Origin of the sequence: Phenylobacterium sp. SCN 70-31, assembly GCF_001724605.1 — a bacterium.
In the GTDB taxonomy this organism is placed as follows: domain Bacteria; phylum Pseudomonadota; class Alphaproteobacteria; order Caulobacterales; family Caulobacteraceae; genus Phenylobacterium.
Genome location: NZ_MEEX01000004.1, coordinates 75,915 through 99,448, shown reverse-complemented (window position 1 = coordinate 99,448; position 23,534 = coordinate 75,915). Strand labels below are relative to the sequence as shown.

At 70.4% G+C, this 23,534-nt stretch carries 19 protein-coding genes and 1 tRNA gene; 16 read left to right on the top strand and 4 right to left on the bottom strand.

The window, feature by feature from the left end; all coding sequences use genetic code 11:
• Positions 1-37: 37 nt before the first annotated feature.
• The gene (locus ABS78_RS02780) at positions 38-2,116 is read left to right on the top strand and encodes a 3-hydroxyacyl-CoA dehydrogenase NAD-binding domain-containing protein (protein ID WP_293374655.1); all 2,079 of its coding nucleotides are present in this window, start codon (positions 38-40) and stop codon (positions 2,114-2,116) included.
• Positions 2,117-2,215: 99 nt separating this feature from the next.
• The gene (locus ABS78_RS02775; protein WP_293374653.1) at positions 2,216-3,421 is read left to right on the top strand and encodes an acetyl-CoA C-acyltransferase; all 1,206 of its coding nucleotides are present in this window, start codon (positions 2,216-2,218) and stop codon (positions 3,419-3,421) included.
• A 51-nt stretch (positions 3,422-3,472) separates the two neighbouring features.
• On the opposite strand, the gene metW is transcribed toward ABS78_RS02775, so the two are convergent.
• Both metW and ABS78_RS02765 read right to left on the bottom strand, forming a co-directional pair.
• Positions 3,473-4,192 carry a methionine biosynthesis protein MetW gene (metW, locus tag ABS78_RS02770; protein ID WP_293374651.1) on the bottom strand — a complete coding sequence of 240 codons (720 nt, stop codon included), beginning with the start codon at positions 4,190-4,192 and terminating at the stop codon, positions 3,473-3,475.
• On the bottom strand, positions 4,189-5,361 hold the full coding sequence (locus ABS78_RS02765) for a homoserine O-acetyltransferase (RefSeq protein WP_293374649.1): 1,173 nt from the start codon (positions 5,359-5,361) through the stop codon (positions 4,189-4,191). Before ABS78_RS02765 ends, metW begins: the two co-directional genes overlap by 4 nt.
• Positions 5,362-5,478: 117 nt before the next feature.
• On the opposite strand from ABS78_RS02765, the gene ABS78_RS02760 reads away from it, so the two are divergent.
• The 4 genes from ABS78_RS02760 to ABS78_RS02745 are packed head-to-tail and all read left to right on the top strand — an operon-like array spanning position 5,479 to position 8,885.
• Positions 5,479-5,970, top strand: coding sequence for a histidine phosphatase family protein (locus ABS78_RS02760; protein ID WP_293374647.1), 492 nt, complete (start codon positions 5,479-5,481; stop codon positions 5,968-5,970).
• Positions 5,971-5,973: 3 nt separating this feature from the next.
• Positions 5,974-6,312, top strand: coding sequence for a DUF952 domain-containing protein (locus ABS78_RS02755; protein ID WP_293374645.1), 339 nt, complete (start codon positions 5,974-5,976; stop codon positions 6,310-6,312).
• Positions 6,312-7,352 carry a quinone-dependent dihydroorotate dehydrogenase gene (locus tag ABS78_RS02750; RefSeq protein ID WP_293375454.1) on the top strand — a complete coding sequence of 347 codons (1,041 nt, stop codon included), beginning with the start codon at positions 6,312-6,314 and terminating at the stop codon, positions 7,350-7,352. The genes ABS78_RS02755 and ABS78_RS02750 overlap by 1 nt, the downstream gene beginning before the upstream one ends.
• Positions 7,353-7,412: 60 nt before the next feature.
• Positions 7,413-8,885 carry a HAMP domain-containing sensor histidine kinase gene (locus tag ABS78_RS02745; protein ID WP_293374643.1) on the top strand — a complete coding sequence of 491 codons (1,473 nt, stop codon included), beginning with the start codon at positions 7,413-7,415 and terminating at the stop codon, positions 8,883-8,885.
• 49 nt (positions 8,886-8,934) lie between these two features.
• Here ABS78_RS02745 and ABS78_RS02740 read toward each other — a convergent pair whose 3' ends face one another.
• Both ABS78_RS02740 and ggt read right to left on the bottom strand, forming a co-directional pair.
• Complete coding sequence (locus ABS78_RS02740) at positions 8,935-9,735, bottom strand: SIMPL domain-containing protein (RefSeq protein ID WP_293374641.1); 801 nt, start codon at positions 9,733-9,735, stop codon at positions 8,935-8,937.
• Between the two features lie 151 nt (positions 9,736-9,886).
• On the bottom strand, positions 9,887-11,599 hold the full coding sequence (gene ggt / locus ABS78_RS02735) for a gamma-glutamyltransferase (RefSeq protein ID WP_293374639.1): 1,713 nt from the start codon (positions 11,597-11,599) through the stop codon (positions 9,887-9,889).
• A 91-nt stretch (positions 11,600-11,690) separates the two neighbouring features.
• Here ggt and ABS78_RS02730 point away from each other — a divergent pair, with 91 nt between their 5' ends.
• From ABS78_RS02730 to ABS78_RS02685, 10 genes are all read left to right on the top strand, one after another.
• Complete coding sequence (locus ABS78_RS02730) at positions 11,691-12,713, top strand: P1 family peptidase (RefSeq protein WP_293374637.1); 1,023 nt, start codon at positions 11,691-11,693, stop codon at positions 12,711-12,713.
• Positions 12,714-12,762: 49 nt separating this feature from the next.
• Positions 12,763-14,046: a hypothetical protein gene (locus tag ABS78_RS02725; protein WP_293374635.1), complete on the top strand. Its 1,284-nt coding sequence runs from the start codon at positions 12,763-12,765 to the stop codon at positions 14,044-14,046.
• Positions 14,047-14,139: 93 nt separating this feature from the next.
• Positions 14,140-14,216 (top strand) — tRNA-Arg (locus tag ABS78_RS02720).
• Positions 14,217-14,413: 197 nt separating this feature from the next.
• On the top strand, positions 14,414-14,923 hold the full coding sequence (locus tag ABS78_RS02715; protein ID WP_293374633.1) for a hypothetical protein: 510 nt from the start codon (positions 14,414-14,416) through the stop codon (positions 14,921-14,923).
• 59 nt (positions 14,924-14,982) lie between these two features.
• Entirely contained in the window at positions 14,983-16,278 is a 1,296-nt protein-coding gene (locus ABS78_RS02710; protein ID WP_293374631.1) for a TolC family protein, read from the top strand.
• Positions 16,278-17,534 carry an efflux RND transporter periplasmic adaptor subunit gene (locus ABS78_RS02705; protein ID WP_293374629.1) on the top strand — a complete coding sequence of 419 codons (1,257 nt, stop codon included), beginning with the start codon at positions 16,278-16,280 and terminating at the stop codon, positions 17,532-17,534. Before ABS78_RS02710 ends, ABS78_RS02705 begins: the two co-directional genes overlap by 1 nt.
• 22 nt (positions 17,535-17,556) lie before the next feature.
• Positions 17,557-20,712: a CusA/CzcA family heavy metal efflux RND transporter gene (locus ABS78_RS02700; RefSeq protein WP_293375452.1), complete on the top strand. Its 3,156-nt coding sequence runs from the start codon at positions 17,557-17,559 to the stop codon at positions 20,710-20,712.
• Positions 20,713-20,749: 37 nt separating this feature from the next.
• Positions 20,750-22,096 carry an MFS transporter gene (locus tag ABS78_RS02695; RefSeq protein ID WP_293374627.1) on the top strand — a complete coding sequence of 449 codons (1,347 nt, stop codon included), beginning with the start codon at positions 20,750-20,752 and terminating at the stop codon, positions 22,094-22,096.
• Positions 22,097-22,100: 4 nt separating this feature from the next.
• Complete coding sequence (locus tag ABS78_RS02690; protein WP_293374625.1) at positions 22,101-22,820, top strand: HupE/UreJ family protein; 720 nt, start codon at positions 22,101-22,103, stop codon at positions 22,818-22,820.
• Positions 22,821-22,832: 12 nt separating this feature from the next.
• Positions 22,833-23,459 carry a transmembrane anchor protein gene (locus ABS78_RS02685; RefSeq protein WP_293374623.1) on the top strand — a complete coding sequence of 209 codons (627 nt, stop codon included), beginning with the start codon at positions 22,833-22,835 and terminating at the stop codon, positions 23,457-23,459.
• The last annotated feature ends 75 nt before the right edge of the window (positions 23,460-23,534 follow it).

The window sequence follows — 23,534 nt, the reverse complement described above, 5'->3', positions numbered from 1 at the left end:
AACGAGTGGTCAGCCCCATCAATTTCGAGGAAGCGAGATGACCGAGATCAATTCGGTGACCACCCTCACCCGCGAGGGCGACGTCGCCGTCGTGACGCTGAATTCGCCGCCGGTGAACGCGCTATCGTTCAATGTGCGCGACGGCCTCTACGAGGGCTTCAAGCAGGCGATCGCCAGTGACGCCAAGGCCATCGTCCTGATCTGCGACGGACGCACCTTCATCGCCGGCGCCGACATCACCGAGTTCGGCGGCGCGGCCAAGGGCGCCAGCCTCCCCGACGTCCAGAACATGATCGAGAGCTCGCCCAAGCCGGTGATCGCCGCGATCCACGGCACCGCCCTGGGCGGCGGGCTGGAAGTGGCGCTCTGCGCGCACTACCGCGTCGCGGTGCCCTCGGCCCGCCTGGGTCTGCCGGAAGTGGCCCTGGGCCTCCTGCCCGGCGCCGGCGGCACCCAGCGCCTGCCGCGCGTGGCCGGCGTCGAGAACGCGCTGGAGATGGTCACGTCGGGCCGTCACGTCCCCGCGCCCGAAGCGGCCAAGCTGGGCCTGGTCGACGAACTGGTCGAGGAAGGCAAGCTCAAGGAAGGCGCCCTGGCCTTCGCCAACAAGGCGGTGGCCGAGAACAAGCCGCTGGTGAAGATCAGCGAGAACAACGCCAAGCTCGAAGCCGCCAAGGGCAAGCCCGAGATCTTCGCCGAGTTCCGCAAGAAGAACGCCCGCAAGTTCCGCGGCTTCGATGCGCCGGAAGCCAACATCAAGTGCATCGAGGCGGCGGTGAATTCGGCCACCTTCGCGGAAGGCCTGGCCGAGGAGCGCAAGCTGTTCCTGGGCCTGATGGCCGGCAGCCAGTCGGCGGCCCAGCGCTACTACTTCTTCGCCGAGCGTCAGGCCCAGAAAATCCCCGACGTGCCGGACGACACGCCTGTCCGCGAGATCAGGAAGGTCGGCGTCCTGGGCGCCGGCACCATGGGCGGCGGCATCTCGATGAACTTCGCCAACGTGGGCATCCCCGTGGTGATCGTCGAACTGAAGCAGGACGCCCTGGACCGCGGCCTGGCCACCATCCGCAAGAACTACGAGCGTTCTCGCGGCGCCGACCCGGCGGTGACCGAGAAGCGCATGAGCCTGCTCACCGGCTCGCTCGACATGAACGACTTCGCCGACTGCGACCTGGTCATCGAGGCCGTGTTCGAGCGCATGGACATCAAGAAGGACGTGTTCACGAAGCTGGACGCGATCTGCAAGCCGGGCGCGATCCTGGCGTCGAACACGAGCTACCTGGACATCGACGAGATCGCCTCGGTGACGAAGCGTCCGCAGGACGTGATCGGCCTGCACTTCTTCTCGCCGGCCAACGTCATGAAGCTGCTGGAGGTGATCCGCGGCGAGAAGACCGGCAAGGACGTCATCGCCACGTCGATGAAGCTGGCCAAGAAGATCGGCAAGATCGCGGCCCTGGCCGGGGTGTGCCCGGGCTTCATCGGCAACCGCATGCTGAGCCAGCGCCAGCGCGAGGCCCAGAAGCTGATCCTGGAAGGCGCCATGCCCTGGGACGTGGACCGGGTGCTCTACGACTTCGGCTTCCCCATGGGTCCGTTCGCCATGAGCGACCTGGCCGGCCTGGACATCGGCTGGGTGAAGGAGAACTCGAAGGGCGAGACCCTCCGCGACGTGCTCTGCGAAGCGGACCGCCGCGGCCAGAAGACCGGCGCGGGCTATTACGACTACGACGAGAACCGCAACGCCAAGCCCAGCGAATTCACCGAGAAGGCCATCAACGACTTCATCGTCAAGTCGGGCCGCAACCCGCGCAAGATCTCGGACGAGGAGATCCTGGAGCGCTGCATCTTCCCGATGATCAACGAGGGCGTGAAGATCCTCGAAGAGGGCAAGGCCATCCGCTCGTCCGACATCGACGTGGTCTGGGTCAACGGCTACGGCTGGCCCGTCTATCGCGGCGGCCCGATGTTCTACGGCGACCTGATCGGCGGCCCCGCCAAGGTCCTGGAGAAGATGAAGGAATTCCAGGGCGCCATGGGCGATGACTTCAAGCCTGCGGCCCTGCTCGAGAAGCTGGCCGCCGAGGGCAAGAAGTTCGGCGACCTGAAGGGCTGATCCAACGACGAGGGCGGAGCGGCGAAGGCTGCTCCGCCCTTTTTCCGCGCCCCACTTAACCCAGCGTAATGTCACCCAACGTCAAGGACATCTCTCATCATGCGTGAAGCCGTCATTGTCGCCGCGAAGCGGACGCCCATCGGGAAGGCCTACCGCGGCGCCTTCAACAACACCTACGGCGCGACCCTGGGCGCCGAGGCCATCCGGGCGGCCGTCGCCCAGGCCGGCGTCGACCCCGGCGAGATCGACGACGTGGCCTTCGGCGCCGCGATCCAGCAGGGCACGACCGGCAACAACATCGCCCGCCAGGCCGCCCTGCGCGCCGGCCTGCCCAACACGGTCTCGGGCATGACCATCGACCGCCAGTGCAGCTCGGGCCTCATGGGCGTGGCGACCGCCGCCAAGTACATCATCAACGACGGCGCCCCGATCGCGATCGGCGGCGGCCTCGAGTCGATCAGCCTGGTCCAGAACGACAAGATGAACCGCTTCATGGCGGTCGACCCGTGGCTGCACGAGAACGTGCCCGAGCTGGGCACCTCGATGATCGAGACCGCCGAGATCGTCGCCGAGCGCTACGGCGTCAGCCGAGAATACCAGGACGAATACGCCCTGGAATCCCAGCGCCGGACGGCCCAGGCCCAGGCCGAAGGCCGCTTCGACCAGGAAATCGTCCCGGTCACCACCGTCATGAAGGTGCTGGTGAACAAGGAGACGGGCGAGACCGCCGACAAGGAGATCACCATCTCCGCCGACGAGGGCAACCGCCCGCAGACCACCCTGGCCGACCTCCAGAAGCTGAACCCGGTGTTCAAGGGCGGCCGCTACGTCCCGCAAGGCAAGTTCGTCACGGCCGGAAACGCCAGCCAGCTTTCGGACGGCGCCGCCGCCGTGGTGCTGATGGAGCGCAAGGAAGCCGAGAAGCGCGGCCTGCAGGCGCTGGGCGCCTACCGCGGCATGGCCGTGGCCGGCTGCGGCCCCGAGGAGATGGGCATCGGCCCGGTCTTCGCGATCCCCAAGCTGCTCGAGCGCAACGGCCTGAAGATCGAGGACATCGACATCTGGGAGCTGAACGAGGCCTTCGCGTCCCAGGTCCTCTACTGCCGCGACAAGCTGGGCATCGACCCGGCCAAGTACAACGTCTCGGGCGGCTCCATCTCGATCGGCCACCCCTACGGCATGACCGGCGCGCGCTGCACGGCGCACCTGATGTACGAAGGCAAGCGGCGCGGGGCCAAGTACGGCGTCGTCACCATGTGCATCGGCGGCGGCATGGGCGCGGCCGGCCTGTTCGAAATCTTCTGATCCGGCCCGCCGCGGCGGGCGGGTGGGCCACGCCCCTCGTCCGTCGCGGCGCTACCGCCTGCGGGCGGCTCTAACGGGTTGCGCCCGGGCGGATTCCGCGCGGAGCGGCTCAACCTCTCCGAACAGGTTCTGCTGCGCGGACGTGGTCGCCGGCTGGGGTTCGGCCTTGCGGCTGAGCAGGAACAGCGCCGTCTCGGCCCGCCAGTTCTCGATCGGCGCGCGCGGGTCGATGGGCCGCGCGGCCCGGCCGTCGGCCAGCGAGGCGCAGGCGTCGATCCGAAGCTCCAGGTCGTCGCAAAGACCCACGAAGTCCCGCAGCGTGCAGAGGTGGATGTTCGGCGTCGACCACCAGGGTTCGGGCAGAGCGCCCGTCTCCGGCATCCGCCCCCGCGAGAGCAGGGCCCAGCGCACCCGCCAGTGGCCGAAGTTCGGCACCGACACCACCGCCTGATCGGCGATCCGCAACAGCTCCGACAGCACGTGCTTGGGCTCGCGCATCTGCTGTAGGGTCTTGGACAGGATGGCGTAGTCGAACGCCCGGGACGGGAAATGGTCCAGGTCCCGGTCGCCGTCGCCCTGGACCACCGCCAGGCCGCGGGCGAGGCAGGCAGCGACGCCTTCGGGGCTGATCTCCAGGCCCTGGCCGTCCGCCGACTTCTCGCGGGTCAGCAGCTCCAGCAGTTCGCCCTCGCCGCAGCCGATGTCGAGCACGCGCGCGTTGGGGCGCACCAGCTTCAGGATTTCGGCGAAATCCTCCCGCACGCGAGTCAATCGAGATCCCCTCGATCAAGCCCTCTGGCCTGGGCCTGGGCGGCGAGAAACCCCTTCAGCGTCTGGTCCAGCAGCGGCTCGTCCAGGAAGAAGGCGTCGTGGCCCTTGTCGGTCTCGATCTCGGCGAAGCTGGCCCGGCATCCGGCGCCGTTCAGGGCGCGGACGACGTCGCGGCTTTCGGGCGTGGGATAGAGCCAGTCGGACGAGAAGGACAACACGCAGAAGCGCACGTGCCGGGCGCGCACGAACGCCTCGGCCAGCACGCCGCCGTGCTGCGCGGCGAGGTCGAAGTAGTCCAGCGCGCGGGTGATGTAGAGATAGCTGTTGGCGTCGAAGCGGTCGACGAAGCTGGCCCCCTGGTGGCGCAGATAGCTCTCGACCTGGAAATCGGCGTCGAACCCCCAGGACAGGCCGTCACGCTGCAGTTCCCGGCCGAACTTCCGCTGGAGCGCGGCTTCGGACAGATAGGTGATGTGCGCAGCCATGCGCGCGACGGCCAGACCCTTCTCGGGCCGCACCCCGGCCTGGAGATAGGCCCCGGCGCACCAGTTGGGGTCGGCCATGATCGCCTGCCGCCCCACCTCGTGGAACGCGATGTTCTGGGCCGAATGCCGCGCCGCGGCGGCGATCACCACCGCGCTGAACAGCTTCTCCGGATAGTCGGCCGCCCACTGGAGCACCTGCATCCCCCCCATCGAACCGCCGACCGCGGCGAAGAGGGTCTCGATGCCCATGTCCTCGATCAGCATGGCCTGGGCGCGCACCATGTCGGCGATGGTGATGACGGGGAACTTGAGGCCGTAGGGTTCGCCCGTCGCCGGGTCGATCGATGCGGGGCCCGTCGTTCCCATGCAGCCGCCGATCACATTGGTGCAGACGATGAAGTGCCGGGTCGGATCCAGCGGCTTGCCCGGCCCCACGAACCGGTCCCACCAGCCGGGCTTGCCGGTCACCGGATGGGTCGAGGCCAGATGCTGGTCGCCCGTGAGCGCGTGGCAGACCAGCACCGCGTTGGTCTTGTCGGCGTTCAGCGCGCCATAGGTCTTGTAGGCGATCTCCAGCGGGGCCAGCGTCGCGCCGGAATCCAGGCGCAGCGGCCGGGTGGCCGGGAATCGCCATGTTCCCCCGCCCGACTGGATCTCGGCCTCTATGCGCGCCGGCGCTGTCATGGCCGCCTTGGACCGCGCGGGACGGGGGCCTGTCAATGGCCGCGGCGACGCCGGCCGTTTCCGCTTTGCCCCCGCGTGCGAGGCTGGGCTATGGAGGTGGAGCGTAAGGGAGAGTGCATGGATCGGCTGATCCTCCTGCGGCACGGCAAGGCCGAATCCGATTCCGACAGCGGCGACGATTTCGACCGGCGCCTGGCGGCGCGCGGCCTCCGCGAGTCGGCGGACATGGCGGCGCACCTGGCCGACCTGGGCTTTACGCCCCAGATCGCCCTGATCTCACCGGCCGCGCGCACCCGGGGCACGTGGGAAGCGGCCTGCGGCGCCTTCGCCGGCGCCGAGGCCCGTTTTCTGGACGAACTCTACCATGCCGACGCCGGGACGATCCGCCGGGCGGCCGAGAGCGTCGCCGCCGAGGCGAAGACGGTGCTGGTGGTGGGCCACAATCCGGGCCTGCAGGAACTGACCCTGCAGCTCCTTCAGGAAGGCGCGGCCCCCTCGGGCCTGATCGGACGCGCGCAGCGCAACTTCCCGACGGCGGCCGCGGCGGTGTTCCTGTTCGACGGCGCCCGCCGGCCTCACTACGACGGCCTCTTCTTTCCGGAGCGCTGAACCTTGCGCGTCTACAAGATCCTGCCGCGCGTCGAATGGGCGGCGGCGCGGGCGGCGGGCCGCTTCGCCGGCTCGGCCGTGGACCATCAGGACGGCTACATCCACTTCTCCACCGCCGCCCAGGCGCAGGAGACGGCGCGCCGCCACTTCGCGGGCCAGGCCGACCTGGTGGTGCTCGAGGTCGAGGCGGACGACCTGGGCGACGACCTTCGCTGGGAGCCTTCGCGCGGTGGAGACCTCTTCCCGCACCTGTACGGGCCCCTGGACGCCGCACGGGTTCGGGCGGTCCACGAGGCGCCCCTCGACGCGGCCGGCGCACCTCGGATCCGGGTCCCGACGTGATGGACGTCCATGGCCTCGCCACGCGCGCGCTGCACGGGCTCGACCCCGAGGATGCGCACAGCTTCGCCCTCCTGGGCCTCAAGCTGGGCCTGGGGCCGCGCGCGCCGGCCGATCCTCCGATCCTGGCGACCGAAGTCGCGGGCCTGAAACTGCCCAATCCCATCGGGCTGGCGCCAGGCTTCGACAAGAACGCCGAGGTCTTCGGGCCGATGCTGCGCGCGGGCTTCGGCTTCGCCGAGTGTGGCACCGTCACGCCCCTGCCCCAGGCGGGCAATCCACGACCGCGCCTGTTCCGGCTGAGCGAGGATCGCGCGGTCATCAACCGCATGGGGTTCAACAACGCGGGCCTCGAGCCCTTCGCGGCCCGGCTGACGCGGCGCGGCCGCGGCGTCGTCGGCGCCAACCTGGGGGCCAACAAGGATTCCGAGGATCGCTTGGCCGACTACACCACCGGGCTGAGGCGGCTGTGGGGCCTGGCGTCGTACTTCACCATCAACATCTCGTCGCCCAACACGCCGGGCCTGCGCGCGCTCCAGACCAAGGCCGCGCTGGAGGAACTGCTGGGGCGGGTCGTGGCCACCGCCGACTCCCTGCCCCAGGGCCAGGCCGTCCCGATGTTCCTGAAGGTCGCCCCGGACCTGGAGGACGAAGAGATCGAGGCGATCTGCGACGTAGTCGCGGCCTGCGGCCTGGCGGGCGTCATCGTCTCCAACACCACCATCGCGCGTCCCCCCCTGGCCTCGGTCCACGCGGGCGAGGCCGGCGGGCTGTCGGGCGTCCCCCTGTTCGCCGCCTCCACCCAGGTTCTGCGCCGGTTCCGCCAGGCGGCGGACGGCCGCTTCCTGCTGATGGGGGCCGGCGGGATCGCCAGCGGGGCGGACGCCTTCGCCAAGATCCGCGCCGGCGCCAGCGCGGTGCAGCTCTATTCCACCCTCGCCTACGACGGCCCCGGCCTGGTTGTGCGTATCAAACAGGAGCTTGCGCGGCGTCTCGCTGCGGAAGGCTTCCGGTCGGTGGCCGAGGCCGTCGGGACGGAATAACCTCGGCCTTTCAGGCTCCTGTCGTTGCCGCGCCGGGCCTGGGACGGTAATCGGGAACCGATGGCGGACGCACAGACCGAAGCGCCACAGCCGATCCGGCGCCGCCTCTTCTGGCCCGGCGGCCTCTCCGCGCGCCTGCTGGTCCTGACCGTGGTGTTCGCGGCCCTGGGCGGAGCGCTCGCGATTCCGCCCGCCATGGCGGCCTACGAACGGCAATGGCTGCTGGACCGGGTGCGCGCGGCGGAACTGGCCTCCCTCGCCCCCGAGGTGGCGCCCGACCGGGTGGTCTCGGAGCAGCTCAAGACCCAGCTCCTCGAAGGCGCGGGCGTCGAGATCGTGGCCGTCTCGGTGGACGGCGTCCGTTCGCTGGTGTTCGCCGGTGCGCGGCCCGAGCGCGCGCCCTATCTCGTGGATCTGCGGCCCCAGGCGGCCGGGCTGGCGATGTTCGCCCCGTTCCAGACCCTGCTGGGACCCGGCAACCGCATGCGGGTTGTGGCCGAGCCCCGGTTCCGCAAGGCCGATTTCATCGAGTTCGTCGCCACCGACACCGAACTGCGCCGCGCCCTGGCCAGCTACCTCTGGCGGCTGGTGGCCATCGTGGCGGGGGTGGCGGCCCTGGCCGGGGTCATCGTCTACTTCGCCCTCAACCTCTTCCTGGTGCGGCCGATGCAGCGGATCACCTTCGCGATGGAGCGGTTCCGCGCCGACCCCGAAGACCCGGCCGCCCAGATCCAGCTTTCCGGCCGCCGCGACGAGATCGGCCGCGCCGAGGCCGAACTGGATCGGATGCAGGCCGACCTGCGCACGGCGCTCAACTCCCGCGCCCGTCTGGCGGCGCTGGGCGAGGCGGTGGCCAAGATCAATCACGACCTGAAGAACATGCTGACCAGCGCCCAGCTCGCCTCCGAGCGGCTGGCCGCCTCCAAGGACCCGACGGTCAGCCAGGCCCTGCCGCGCCTGGAGAGGGCGCTGGACCGCGCCGTGAAGCTGGCCTCGGACGTCCTCGTCTACGGCAAGACCCAGGAAGCCGCGCCCGAGCCACAGACCGTGGACCTGGCCGAGGCGCTGCGCGAGGCCGCAGCCGAGGCGCGGCTGCCGGATTCGCCCGCGAAGCTGGCGAGCAAGGTGGCGGCCGGCGATCAGGTGACGGCCGATCCGGACCAGCTCCACCGCATACTGGTCAATCTGCTGCGGAACGCGCGCCAGGCCATCGAGCATCAGACGGGGCGGACGGGCCCCGGCCGCGTCGAGGTGTCGCTGGAGACGGTGGGCGGCGCCAGTCTCATCCGCATCTCGGACGACGGACCCGGCGTGCCCGAACGCATCCGCGAGCGCCTTTTCCAGCCCTTCGCCGGGTCCGGGCGCCCGGACTCCACCGGCCTGGGCCTGGCCATCGCGCGCGAACTGGCCCAGGGCCACGGCGGCGACCTCACCCTGTCGGTGACGGGCGCCGAGGGCACGGTCTTCGAACTTCGCCTCCCCGACGCCCCCAAGCCGCGGGGCCGCGCGCGACGCGCGACGAATCCGGCCTGACGGCCTCACGGGCCGTCGTTCCGCCGTCGCGTCCCTCGGGATTCGCCGTTCAGCGTTCCAGCGCGAATTGAACCGAGAGCGTGACGCCCACGGCGACCTGACCCGGCTGCACCATCGGCGGCGGCGGCGGCGCCATCGCACCGCCGAAGCCCTGGGCCGTCACGGTGATCGCACTGACGTCGCGGGTCATCGGATAATACCCGCCGCCTTCGCTGATGGTCAGAAGCCGCACGGTGCGGAAGCCGGCTTCGCGGGCGTACAGCTCGGCGCGCGCCCGGGCCTTGCGCAGGGCGTCGGCGCGCGCCTCGTCGGCCGCCGCGTCCGATTGCTCGACGCTGAAGTAGGGGCCATCCACCTGGTTGGCGCCGGCGGCCACCAGCGCGTCGATCAGCTTGCCCATCTCGGCCACGTTCCGCAGCCTCACGCTCACGGTGTTGCGCGCTTCGTAGCCGATGATCCTCGGAGCCTGGGGCTGGGCGGCGCCGTCTCCCGCCGCCCCGCTGTTCGGGCGAGCCGCGGGTACGGGTTGGGGATAGTGATACTGGGGCTGGAGACTGAGGGTCGAGGTCTGGATGTCGCGTCGCTCGACGCCCGCGCCCCGGATGGCGGCGAGCACGGCGTTCATGCGCGCGGTGTTGGCGCTCATGGCTTCGCCCGCGCTCCGGCCCTGCGCGACGACTCCGGCGTTGAACATCGCCACGTCGGGGACCCGGTCCGAGCGCCCTTCGGCGGTGATGTTCACCACGGGCGTCTCGGGCGTGATCGCAGGGGCCACGCGCCCGACGCCGGGCTGGGCCGCCGCGGTCGAGGCGGCCAGGGCGAAGAAGGCGAGGATGGGGGCCAGTTTCATGGGGCGTCTCCGGACTGTGCAGCCTGCAAACGCCAGAACCCGGTGATTGGTCCGAAAGTTTGTCCGGGGCGCACATGGTGAAGGCCCCCAGCGCGTCCGCACGACGTTTCCGCCGGCGCCCCGTCGGCGCCCGGTCGACGCGAGGGTGGCGTCAGGGCGCCCGCGCCACCCCCTCGCGGCGGGGGTCGGCGCCGCCCCGCAGGCCTTCCGGCGTGACCTCGATTCCGTGCAGGCCAGAACCCTCGGCGCCGAAGCCGGGGCTGAGCTTCACGCCCCGGGCTTGCAGCCCCGCCCGGATTTCGGGCGAGAACTTCTCGACCTCGGCGGCGTAGAGGCTGCCGCCGGCGATCAGATTGGGCAGGTCGATCGCCTGCTGCATCGGCATCTTCCAGTCCAGCACCCCGACCAGGGCCTTCAGGTTGTAGGCCAGGATCGACGGGCCGCCGGGCGAACCGACCGCCGCCACGAACCGTCCGTCACGGTCCAGCACGATGGCCGGCGCCATCGAAGACCGTGGTCGCTTGCCCGGCCCCACGGCGTTGGCCGCGGGCGCGCCGTCGCGGTCGGTGGGCGAGAACGAGAAGTCGGTGAGCTGGTTGTTGAGGAAGAAGCCGCCCACCATCCGGCCCGAGCCGAAGGTGCTCTCGACCGTGGTGGTCATCGAGACCGCGTTGCCCCAGCGATCGACGATCGAGAAATGGGTCGTGCCGGAAACCTCCCGTGTCCGATCCTGCGCATAGGCCGGCGCGCCCTTGGGCTGGCCGAACGTGACGCTGGCTGCGGCCGTCGGTCCGATCAGCTTCGCCCGCGCGTCCAGGTAGGCCGGGTCCAGGAGGCCTTCGACCGGGACGGTCACGAAGTCGGGGTCGGCGATGTAGCGGTCGCGGTCGGCGTACATCAGCCGGCTGGCCTGGCTGAACAGGTACCAGCCCTCGGCGGTGTCGGGATGCTTCGCGATCTCGGTGCGCTCCAGCAGGCCCAGGCCCTCCAGCACCGCGGGGCCGCCAGAGGGCGCCGGCGGCGTGCACACGACATAGACGCGATAGGGTCGGCACAGGGCCGGGCCGGACTTGGCTTTGTAGGCTGCGAGGTCGGCGAGGCTGAGCGTGCCCGGGTTGGGGCCCTCGCGCACCTTGGCGACGATGGCCGCGGCGATGGGACCGTCCAGCAGCGCCTTCGGCCCCTGGGCGGCGATGGCGCGGACGGTCCCGGCATAGGCCGGGTTGCGCACCGTGTCGCCGGGCTGGATCTTCGCGCCGTCGGGCTTGGTGAAATAGGCGACCGCGTCGGGCGCGGCGGCCTGGGGCGCACGGCTGGACGCGGCGGCGGCCATGCGGCGGGGGGCGGGAAAGCCCTCGTCGGCCAGCCGCTCGGCCTCGCCGAACAGGTCCTTCCAGGGCAACCGGCCGTGGTCCGCATGCGCCAGGTGCAGCATGGCGACCGCGCCGGGCACGCCGGTGGAGCGGCCCGACAGCATGGCGTCGGCGCGGCCCAGGGGCTTGCCGTCGGCGCCGTAGAACAGTTCGGGCGTGGCGTCGGCCGGCGCCGTCTCGCGGCCGTTGTAGGCGCTGACGGCCTTCGTCTCCGCGTCGTAGTAGGTGAGGAACGCGCCGCCGCCCAGGCCCGAGCTCTGCGGCTCCACCAGGCCCAGGACGGCCTGCACCGCCACCGCGGCGTCGACCGCCGTCCCGCCGGCCCGCAGCACCTTGAGCCCGGCCTCCACGGCGAGTGGATTGGCGGCCGACACCATCGCCTGACCTGCGGTCGTCGGGGCCCCATCGCCCGAGGCCGCCGGCTGCGGCGTGGCGCAGGCCGACAGGAACGCCGCGGCGGCGAGGGCGGTGAACGGAAACAGGCGCTTCACGGGCGGAGGGACTCCGGTTGGGCGATGACGGGGTCAGCATAGCGGTCGGCGCGCATGGACAACAAACGCATGGCTGTGCGACGTCCTGCCTATGGATGGAATCCGCCCCGGTCCAGGCCCCAGGAACCTGATCACCGACGTCCCCGGCCTAAGCGTTGGGCAGGCCGAGGACATCGGCGCCCGCAGCGGCGTCACCGTGATCCTGCCCGACGATCGCGCCGTGTGCGCCGCCGACGTGCGCGGCGGGGCGCCCGGCACGCGCGAGACCGACGCTCTTGCGCCTGAGAACCTGGTGGAGGCGGTGGACGCGGTGGTGCTGTCGGGCGGCTCGGTCTACGGCCTGGCGGCCGCCGACGGCGTGGTGGCCTGGCTGGGCGCGCGCGGGCGGGGCTACGGCCTGATCCCGGGCGTGCCGAAATCTCCGGTCGTGCCCGGCGCAATCCTGTTCGATATGGCCAACGGCGGCGACAAGGACTGGGGCGAGGACCCGCCCTATCGCGCCCTCGGCCGCGCCGCGGCCGCCGCGGCAGGGCCCGACTTCGCCCTGGGCACGGCGGGGGCCGGCTATGGCGCCATGGCGGGAAGTCTGAAGGGCGGGCTGGGTTCGGCCTCGGCCGTGACCGGCGACGGCTACGTCGTGGGCGCGATCGTGGCCGTGAACAGCTGGGGTTCGGTGACGGCGCCGGGCGACCGCACGTTCTGGGCCGCGCCCTACGAGCTGGAAGCCGAGTTCGGCGGCCTGGGCTCCGCGGGCCTGCGCGCCGGACCCGACGAGTGGGGTTTGGCCAAGCGCCCGGCGGATGCGCGCAACACCACCATAGCCTGCGTGGCCGTCGACGCCGTGCTCACCCCGGCCCAGGCGAAGCGGCTGGCGGTGATGGCCCAGGACGGGTTCGCTCGCGCGATCCGGCCGGTGCATGCGCCGTTCGACGGCGACGTGGTCTTCGCGCTCTCCACCGGCCGCCGGCCCCTGGCCGATCCGGCCGACTACACCCTGGCGCGGCTGGGCGCCCTGGCGGCCGACACCCTGGCCCGCGCCGTCGCGCGCGGCGTCTTTGAAGCCGATCCCTGGCCCGACGCGTATGTCTCCTGCTGGCGGCATCTTCCGGCGTGACGAGGCCGCTGGTAGATTCGCCGAATAGGGTTCGTTCAGGAGATTTAGCATGCGTCCGGGTCGCAAGGCCGCGCTGGCCGCCGGTGTCGCCGCCGCCGCGTCCGCCATCACCGTGGGCGCCACCGCCCAGCAGCAGCAGAAGGTCACCGGGCCGGTTGCGGTCTACTGGATGAGCGCCCAGACCCAGACGGGCTTCGGCATGCCCGGCATGGGCGCGGGCGGCCAGCCCGACATGGGCGCCATGATGCGGGCGATGATGGGCGGCGGCGGCGCGTCCAAGTCGCTCCAGCTCCAGCTCGGCTCCAGCCAGACCAACGCCGCCCCGGCCGCCGACCACCTGCCGCCTGCGGGCCTCCAGGCCGGACAGCGCCTGCCGCTGCTTTCGCCTCGCCCCACCCAGGTCGTCCACGAAGAGGGGCCGGGGAACGACATCCCCGATGAATACCGCAAGCCTCGCGGCCGGATGCTGATCTTCTGGGGGTGCGGCGAGCGCGCCCGGCCGGGGCAGCCCTACGTCATCGACTTCGCCCGCATGGCCTCGGGCCAGCAGAACCCGGCCAACCTGTTCCGGGGAATCGACTACCGCCCGATGCAGCCGCCGTCCGTACGCCGCAATCGCAGCTACGGCGAATGGCCCAACGAGAAGACCCGCGATCTCGTGCCGGCGAACGGCTCGCTGGTGGGCGCCCACACGATCCGCGGCAACTACAGCCCCGAGATCAACTTCACGCTGGAAGAGGACCAGGATTTCCTGGCGCCGCTCAACCTCGCCACGAACGCCCGCGCGCCGGGCGGCTGGGTGAACCTGGGCTGGAACCTGGTGCCCAACGCCCAGGCCTACTACGCCTCGGCCATCGGGGGCGGCGGCGACGACGAGACCGTGGTGATGTGGACGTCGTCCGAGACCCAGGCCGCAGCCTTCGCCAATCCCGATTTCCTGGCCCAGGGCGACATCACCCGGCTGGTGGCCAACAAGGCGCTGATGGGTCCGGCCCAGCGCACCTGCGCGGTGCCCAAGGAGGTGATCGACGCCGCGCCCTCCGCCGTGCTCCAGCTCGTGGCCTACGGCGGCGAGGCGAACTTCGTCTATCCGCCCCGGCCCTCTGACCCCAAGGTCACCTGGAACCAGCAATGGCAGGTCAAGGTCCGGTACCGTTCGGCTACCGGCGGCCTGCTCGGCCAGGAAATGCCCCAGATGGGCGGCGGCGGCCGTCGCGCGGGCTCCGCGCCGGCCCAGCAGCCCGGTCGTCCGCAACAGCCGCCCAAGGCGCCCAGCGCCGCCGACATCCTGCGCGGCGGCATCCTGGGCGGCGGCCTGCCCTTCCCGCGCTGAGCCGGCGCCGGTTGCGGGAAAAATCCTCGGGACGGGGTCTTGCGCTCCGTCCCGCCCGCGACTAGGTTCCGCGCCCTCGCCGAGAGGCAATGCGCGCCCGTAGCTCAGCTGGATAGAGCATCAGACTACGAATCTGAGGGTCGGACGTTCGAATCGTTCCGGGCGCGCCATTTTCTCTTTATAAGTCAATATGATTTCCATGGCTCTGGGGCTGACCCCAACCTAGAACGGCCATTAGGTTGGGGTTTAGGTTGGGGTTTGACTGGAAACAGCATGAGAACACCGCCGGTCTCACGCGGTGGCTCGCATTAATGCGATCCTCTTCGACTGCCAGACCGGGGCTGATCGTAAGTCGATATGGCTCTCGATGGCGGTACTTGCGGGCCAAAGCTGGCTTCACTACAACTCAGCTGCTCTGGAGTATGCCCCCTCAGTGTTCAACCGCCGTAAGCCTCGGCTGCGAACCTTCCTCGCCATGTGTTGCTTGGCGTTGATGGCGGTGCTGACTCACCAGGGCGTTGTGGCAAGCGTCGACCGTGTTCAGCATGCCCTGGGCGTCGAGCACGCTCCGAATGCGCTGGCCGGAGCCGTGTTGGTCGATCACGACCATGATCATGACGCGGATCATCATGACGATCACCACCGCACGGCCGGCGACGACGACCAGGGCCAGCCTAGCGGCAACCATGGACCCGACGATGGGATCCGCAGCCACCATCATGCCGGCGAAGGTTCGCAGTTCGCCGCGCTCGACGCCCAGCGTGTGCCGACCCTGATCCTGGCCACCGGCGCCGCCCTGGACTTGCCGCTCGCCGATGCGCCCAAGTCCTGGCAGAGCGCCCGGCTCGAACGCCCTCCAAAGCTGCTCTCGATCTGAACGCCTGACCGCGCGAGGCCCCGCCACGCGCGCCGTTTCACCGTGCTTCGAGAGACCTCATGCCCATTCTCCGTCCGAGTTGCGCCCTGGCGCGGCTCCTCGCCGCGCCGCTTCTGGCGGCGCTGGTGCTCGCCTTCGGGCCGAGCGCCGCCGTGGCCCAGGCGCCGGCGCCGTCCCTGACGCTCACCGACGCGGTGACGCGCGCGCTCGCCGCTGATCCCTCCACCGCCGCCGCGGAGGCGCGCGTGGAAGCCGCGCGGGCCGCCACCCGTCAGGCGGGTTTGCGGCCCAACCCATCCCTTGGCCTGGAGCTGGAGAACTTCGCAGGCTCGGGCGCCTACTCGATCCTTGACCGCACCGAGGCCACGGTGAGCTACCAGCAGACCTTCGAGCGCGGAGGCAAACGCACCGCGCGGACCGCCGTGGCGGCGGCTGAGATCGAGCTTGTGCGCCGACGCCAGGAGGTCCGACGGCTGGATCTCATCAAGGAGGTGCAGGTCGCCTATGCGGAGGCGCTGGCCGCCGAGGCCGACCTGCTGATCGCTGAGGCCCGGCTGATCGCCGCTAACCGCTCCCAAACCGACATCGCCCGGCGCGTGCGCAGCGCCCGCGATCCGCTATTCGCCGGCGCCCGCGCCGAGACCCTGACGGCTCAAGCCGAGATCGCCCGCGACCAGGCGCGAGACGCCGCGCGCAATGCGCGGGCCGCCCTCGCCGCCTTCTGGGGCGGCGGCCCGGAGTTCAGCCTCGACCTGGAGACCTTCTTCTTCCGCACGGGCACGGCCTCCGCCGCGGCGCCTGCGGAAACCGCTGACCTGGCCTTGCTGGCCGCCACCCGAGACGCCGCCCTCGCGCGGGTGGAGCTGGAGCGCGCCCGCCAGGTGGCCGATCCGACGCTACGCGCCGGTGTCCGCTACTTCGGGCAAGGTTCCGACGTCGCCCTGGTCGTCGGCGGCACCGTCCCGCTGCAGCGCTACGACACCAATAAGGCCGGCGTGGAGCGCGCCCTGGCCGAGCGCAACGCCGCCGAGGCCGATATCGCCGCCGCCCGGGTGCTGCAGGCCCGCGAGGTCGCTCGGCTGCGGGCCAAGCTCACTGCGTCCGCGGCCGAGTCCGAGCGGATTCGGGCCGAGGTGATCCCGTCGGCGATCAAGACCGTCGAACTGGTGCGGGACGGCTTCAACCGCGGCGGCTTCCAGTACATCGACGTCACCGAGGCCGAACGCGCCCTGGCGGATGCGCGCGCGCGGCGGGTCGCGGTCTTGCGCCAGCACCACGCCGACCAGGCCGCCCTCGACCGGCTCACCGGCCGCTTCGCCCATCTTGCATCCACGCCTTCCGCGGAGCCCCGCTGATGTTCTCCCGCTCTTCCTGGCGCGCCGCGCCGCTCGCCCTTGCGCTCGTCGCCGGCCTTCTCACTGCCTGCGGAGAACGTAAGGCGCCCGAGGCTGAAGCCAGCCATGAGGCCGCCGCCGCTGAGTTCGAGCGTGGTCCGCATCGCGGCCGCATGCTCCGCGACGGCGACTTCGCCATTGAGATGACCATCTTCGAGGATGGCGTGCCGCCGGAGTTCCACGTCTATGCCTACCGCAAGGACAAGCCCCTCGATCCCCGTCAGGTGCAGCTGACCGTCGAGCTCACCCGGCTCGGCGGCAAGGTGGACCGCTTCAGCTTTGCGCCCCAGCAGGACTACCTGCGCGGGTCCGGCGTGGTCACCGAGCCCCACTCGTTCGACGTGAAGGTGCGGGCGGTCGAGGGCAGCCGCGCCCACCAGTGGGCCTATGCCTCCTATGAAGGTCGCACCACCATCGGCGCCGAGGCCGCCCGAGCCGGCGGCGTGAAGACGGAGCGGGCCGGCGGCGCCATCGTCGGCGAGCTCCTGGACCTCTCCGGCCGCGTCGAGGTGACCCCGGAAGGGCAGGGCGAGGTCCGCGCCTGGTATCCCGGGCGGATCATGGCCATGGCCGGCAGCCTCGGGCAGCAAGTCCGTCGCGGCCAGCTTCTGGCGCGCGTAGAGTCCAGCAACAGCCTGCAGACCTATTCCATTCCCGCGCCGATCAGCGGGGTGATCGTCAAGAAGAACGCCAACGTTGGCGATGTCGCCTATGACCAGCCGCTCTATGTGATCGCCGATCCCACCAAGCTGCACGCGGAGTTCTTCGTCTATCCCCGCGACGCCGAGCGCATCCGCCCCGGTCAGCGGGTGGAGCTTCGCAGCCTCTCCGGCGACGGACGGGCCACGAGCCGCATCGAGACGGTCCTGCCGACGGCCGACCTCGCCAGCCAGACGCTGATCGCCCATGTCGAGATTCCGCCGAGCCTCGCCGGCAGCTTCCGACCCGGCATGGGGGTGGAAGGCTCAGTGCAGGTCGCCGCCAAGTCCGTACCGCTGGCGGTGCGCACCAAAGCCCTGCAGCGCTTCCGCGACTTCACCGTCGTGTTCGCCAAGGTCGGGGACACCTATGAGGTGCGGATGCTGGAGCTCGGCGCCCAGACGCCGGAATGGACCGAGGTGCTGGGTGGGCTCGAGCCCGGGACGGAGTACGTCACCGACGGCGCCTTCCTGATCCGCGCCGACGTCGAGAAGTCGGGGGCCAGCCATGACCACTGACGCAGGCGTGCAGCGGCCGCCGCTGCTCGAGCGGATCATCGCGCTGGCCATCCGCTACCGCTGGGTCGTGCTGGCGCTGGCGCTGCTCAGCGTGGTGATCGGCGTATGGAGCTTCCAGCGCCTGCCGATCGACGCCACTCCGGACATCACCAACGTCCAGGTGCAGATCAACACCGAGGCTCCGGGCTTCTCGCCGCTGGAAGCCGAACAGCGGATCACCTTCCCCGTAGAGACCGCCATCGCCGGGCTGCCGGGGCTCGAATACACCCGGTCGGTCTCGCGCTACGGCCTAAGCCAGGTGACCGTGGTCTTCAGGGACGGCACGGAAATCTATTTCGCCCGCCAACTGGTGAACGAGCGCCTCCAAGCCGCCCGTAGCCAGTTGCCGCCCGGCCTCACGCCGGAGATGGGCCCCATCGCAACCGGCCTCGGCGAGATCTTCATGTACACGGTAGAGGCCAAGCCGGGCGCCCGGCGGGCCGACGGCCAAGCCTACACGCCGGAGGACCTGCGGACCCTGCAGGACTGGGTGATCCGGCCGCAGCTGCGCAACACGCCCGGGGTCACCGAGGTGAACACCATCGGCGGCTTCGAGCGCCAGTACCATGTCACGCCCTTGCCAGAGCGGCTCTCCGCCTACGGGCTCACCTTGAGCGACGTGGTCGCCGCCCTGGAGCGCAACAACGCCAATGTCGGGGCCGGCTATGTCGAGCGCTTCGGCGAGCAGTACCTGGTCCGCGTGCCGGGGCAGGCCAGCGGTCTGGCTGACCTCGGGGGTGTCATCGTGGCCAACCGCGGCGGTGCGCCGATTCGCGTGGCCGATGTCGCCGACCTTGCCATGGGGGAGGAGCTGCGCACGGGCGCGGCCACCGAGAACGGCCAAGAGGTGGTGCTAGGCACCGTCTTCATGCTGGTGGGCGAAAACAGTCGCACGGTCGCCCGCGCGGCCGCCGAGCGGCTGGCAGAGGCCGCCAAGGCGCTGCCGCCCGGCGTCGTCGCCGAGCCGATCTACGACCGCACTGACCTGGTGGAGCGGACCATCCACACAGTGGCGACCAACCTGCTGGAAGGTGCGCTGCTGGTCATCGTCGTGCTCTTCCTGTTGCTCGGAAACATCCGCGCCGCCCTGATCACGGCGGCGATCATTCCGCTCTCCATGCTGCTGACCATCACCGGGATGGTGCAGGGCCGGGTCTCCGGGAACCTGATGAGCCTCGGCGCCCTGGACTTCGGCCTCATCGTCGACGGCGCGGTCATCATCGTGGAAAACTGTCTGCGGCGCTTCGGCGAGGCCCAGCATCGGCTGGGCCGCTTGTTGTCCCGCGACGAGCGGTTCGCGCTTACGGCCCAGGCGACCGGAGAGGTGATCCGTCCATCGCTGTTCGGGGTGCTGATCATCACCCTGGTTTACGTGCCGATCTTCGCCCTCACCGGCGTCGAGGGGAAGATGTTCCACCCGATGGCCATCACTGTGGTGATGGCGCTGACCGCGGCGCTGATCCTGTCTCTGACCTTCGTCCCGGCGGCGGTGGCGCTCTTTGTCACCGGCAAGGTGGAAGAGAGTGACAGCCGAGTGATGCGCGGCGCACGGCGGCTCTACGCCCCGGCGCTGGACACCGCCCTTCGCCTGCGCACGGCCTTCGTGGCCGGCGCGGCCGTGCTGGTGCTGCTGGCCGGCTTCGCCGCCAGCCGCATGGGCTCGGAGTTCGTGCCGAATCTGGATGAGGGCGACATTGCCATGCACGCCCTGCGCATCCCGGGCACCAGCCTCAGCCAGGCCATTCGAATGCAGACGGCTCTGGAGGCCCGGATCAAGAGCCTGCCGGAGGTCGATCGCGTGGTGGCCAAATTGGGCACCGCCGAGGTGGCGACCGATCCCATGCCGCCGTCGGTGGCCGACACCTTCATCATGCTGAAGGACCGCAAGGACTGGCCCGACCCGCGCAAGCCGCGGGCCCAGTTGCTCGCCGAGCTGCAGGCCGCCGTGGCCCAGATCCCGGGGAACAATTACGAGTTCACCCAACCGATCCAGATGCGTTTCAACGAGCTGCTGTCCGGCGTCCGCGCCGACGTGGCCGTGAAGGTGTTCGGCGACGACCTCGACCAATTGCTCGCCATCGGACAGCAACTGGAGACCGTCGTCTCCAATGTCGAAGGCGCCCAGGACGTTGGCGTCGAACAGGTCACCGGCCTGCCGGTCCTGCAGATCACACCGGATCGGGCCGCGCTGGCCCGACTCGGCCTCAATGTGCAGGACGTGCAGGAGGTGGTCGCCACCTCTCTCGGCGGAGCGGTGGCGGGCCAGATCTTCGAGGGCGACCGCCGCTTCGACGTCGTGGTGCGCCTGCCCGAAGCCATCCGCACCAACGTCGACGAGATTGGGCGGCTGCGCATTCCACTGCCCTCCGGCGGACAGGGCCCGCGCGGGTTCGTGCCGCTGGCCGACGTGGCCAAGGTAGCGGTCGAGATCGGGCCCAACCAGATCAGTCGCGAAGACGGCAAGCGGCGCGTGGTGGTGACCGCCAACGTCCGTGGCCGCGACCTCGGCTCCTTCATCACCGAGGTTCAGGAGAAGGTCGGCGCCGAGGTGGAGATCCCCAGCGGCTACTGGGTGACCTACGGCGGCACCTTCGAGCAGCTCATCTCGGCTTCCAAGCGCCTGCAGCTGGTTGTCCCCGTCACCCTGCTGCTGATCTTCGGCCTGCTCTATGCGCTGTTCCGCTCCTTCAAGGACGCCGCCATCGTCTTTTCGGGCGTCCCGCTGGCCCTGACCGGCGGGGTGGCGGCCCTGCTGCTGCGCGGCCTGCCGCTGTCGATCTCGGCCGGGGTGGGCTTCATCGCGCTGTCCGGCGTGGCGGTCCTGAACGGCGTGGTGATGCTGAGCTTCATCCGCAGCCTGCGGGCCGAGGGGCAGAGCCTCGATGACGCCATCCGCGAGGGCGCGCTCACGCGCCTGCGCCCGGTGTTGATGACCGCCTTGGTGGCGAGCCTCGGCTTCGTGCCCATGGCCTTCAACGTGGGGGCCGGCGCGGAGGTGCAGCGGCCGCTGGCCACCGTGGTGATCGGCGGCATCCTGTCCTCGACGCTGCTGACGCTGCTGGTGCTGCCGGCGCTCTACCGGCTCGTGCACGGTCGGGCCGCCCGCCCGGCCGCCGTCGCGGAGGGGGCTCCGGCATGACCGACGTCGCATGGATGGCCGCGATGAGGAGCGCGCCATGCTGAGCGTTCTCCAGGACCGCACCTACCGGCATCTCTTCTTGGCGCAGGTGATCGCGCTGGTCGGCACCGGCCTCGCCACGGTGGCGCTGGGCCTGCTGGCCTACGACCTGGCCGGAGCCGACGCGGGCGCCGTGCTGGGAACGGCCCTGGCGATCAAGATGGTCGCCTACATCGGGATCGGGCCGGTCGCCAACGCCTTCGCCGACCGGCTTCCACGACGCGCCTTCCTGGTCTCGATGGACCTCGTGCGAGCCGGCGTGGCGTTGATGCTGCCGTTCGTGACCGAGATCTGGCAGGTTTACCTGCTGATCTTCCTGCTGCAGTCGGCCTCGGCCGCCTTCACCCCCGCCTTCCAGGCCGCCATCCCGGACATCTTGCCGGACGAGGCCCGCTACACCCGGGCCCTGTCGCTCTCGCGGCTCGCCTACGACCTGGAAAGCCTGGTGAGCCCGATGCTGGCGGCCGCGCTGCTCAGCGTCATCAGCTTCCACTGGCTGTTCGGCGGGACTGTGCTGGGCTTCCTCGCCTCCGCCGCCCTGGTCGTCTCCGTCGTGGTGCCGCAGCCCAAGCGACAGCCGCAGGCCGGCGGCACCTATGCCCGCACCACCCGCGGCTCGCGCATCTACCTGAAGACGCCACGTCTGCGGGGGCTTCTGGCCCTCAACCTCGCCGCCGCCGCGGGCGGCGCGATGGTCATCGTCAACACCGTCGTCTTCGTCCGCTCGCTGCTCGGCCGCTCCGAGAACGATGTCGCCCTGGGCCTGGCGGCCTTCGGCGCGGGCTCGATGCTTGCGGCGCTCGCCCTGCCGCGTGTGCTCGAGCGCCTCGATGACCGAAAGGTGATGGTGACCGCAGCCCTGCTGCTGGCGGCCAGCTTGCTCGCCACGGCGGCGGCGATTGCTACGCCGGGTCTCGATCGATGGGCGGCGCTGCTGATGCTGTGGCCGATCATGGGCGTCGGCTACTCGGCGGTGCTGACGCCGTCGGGCCGGCTGCTGCGACGCTCGGCCAACCCCGAGGACCGCAGCGCCGTCTTCGCGGCCCAGTTCGCGCTCTCGCACGCCTGCTGGCTCGTGACCTATCTCGTGGCCGGCGCAGTCGGGGCTCGCATCGGCCTGGGCTGGACCTCCGTCGCGCTGGCGGTCCTGGCCGCGGTCGGCGTGCTTGGCGCCCTGGCGTTCTGGCCCACTGAGGACCCCGACGTGGTGGTGCATCGGCACGACGACCTTCCGGCCCACCACCCGCATCTGCGGGAAGGGAAGCCCACAGGGGACGTCCGGACCCATGCTCATGACTTCGTCATCGACGACCTTCACCGCCAATGGCCTTCGGCAGGGATCTAGACCCATGACAGCAAGCCATCTCGCTCGACCCTCTTCGGCTGCGCGCGCCCTGCTGCTGGCCGTGGGCGCCGTATTCTTCAGCCTCATCGCCAGCGTCGCTTGGGCGCATGGCGTCGCCGAGGGCGACAAGGGCTACATCCAGGAAAGCTCGGGCGTGCTGTTCGCGCCCTTCGTCTATCTGGGCGCCAAGCACATGGTGACCGGCTACGACCACCTGCTGTTCCTGGCCGGTGTGATCTTCTTCCTCTACCGGCTGAAGGACATCAGTCTCTATGTGACGATGTTCGCGGTGGGCCACTCGGTGACCCTGCTGGCGGGCGTGCTCACCGGGATCAGCGTCAACGCCTACCTGATCGACGCCATCATCGGCCTCTCGGTGGTCTACAAGGCGCTGGACAACCTGGGCGCCTTCCAGCGCTGGTTCGGCGTGCAGCCGAACGCCAAGGCGGCCACCCTCATCTTTGGTCTCTTCCACGGCTTCGGCCTGGCCACCAAGCTGCAGGACTTCGAGCTCGCCCGCGACGGGCTGATCCCGAACCTCGTGGCCTTCAACATCGGCGTCGAGCTCGGCCAGATTCTGGCGTTGAGTCTGATCCTCATCGCCATGGGGTTCTGGCGACGCACGCCAAGCTTCTGGAAGCACGCCTACGCCGCCAACGTCGCGCTGATGTCGGCGGGCTTCGTCCTCACCGGCTACCAGCTGGTCGGCTTCTTCGTCGCCTGACGGGAGATTCTCATGTCCAACATCCACAAGCCCGATCCCGCCGAACTGCCGAGCACCGGGCGACTGCTGCGCTCCACCGCCATCGCCGCCGCGGTGGCCGCGGGGCTGCTGGTCACGGTGGTTCTGCCCGCCGAGTACGCCATCGACCCGACGGGATTGGGTCGACTGCTCGGCCTGACCCAGATGGGCGAGGTCAAGGTCGCCTTGGCCGCCGAAGCGGAGGCCGAATCCGCGGCACCGCCGGCTGCCGCCCCGCTGGCGGTCGCGGCTGCGCCCCAGGCTGCGGCGCCGACCGTAGCTGCAGCCGCGCCCGCGGCGCCGGTCGCCAAGGTGGAACAGGTCACCATCACCCTGGCTCCCAACCAGGCGGCCGAATTCAAGGCCGAGATGCGCAAGGGCGCTACCGTGGACTTCCGCTGGAGCACCGACGGCCCGAAGCTGAACTTCGACACCCACGGAGACGGGCAGGGCATCAAGTACCACGGCTACGCCAAGGGGTCGGAGGCGGTCTCCGAAGGCCAGCTGACCGCCGCCTTCGATGGCGCGCACGGCTGGTTCTGGCGCAACCGGGCGGGCAAGTCGGTGACGCTCACCCTGCGCGTCTCCGGCGACTTCGCGCGGTTGAAGCGGGTCGTCTGAAGGTTTCCTCGCCTACAGCGTGAAGACCGCCTAGATTAGCGGCGGGGCTCCAGGAGAGCCTTGCCGGACCCTTCT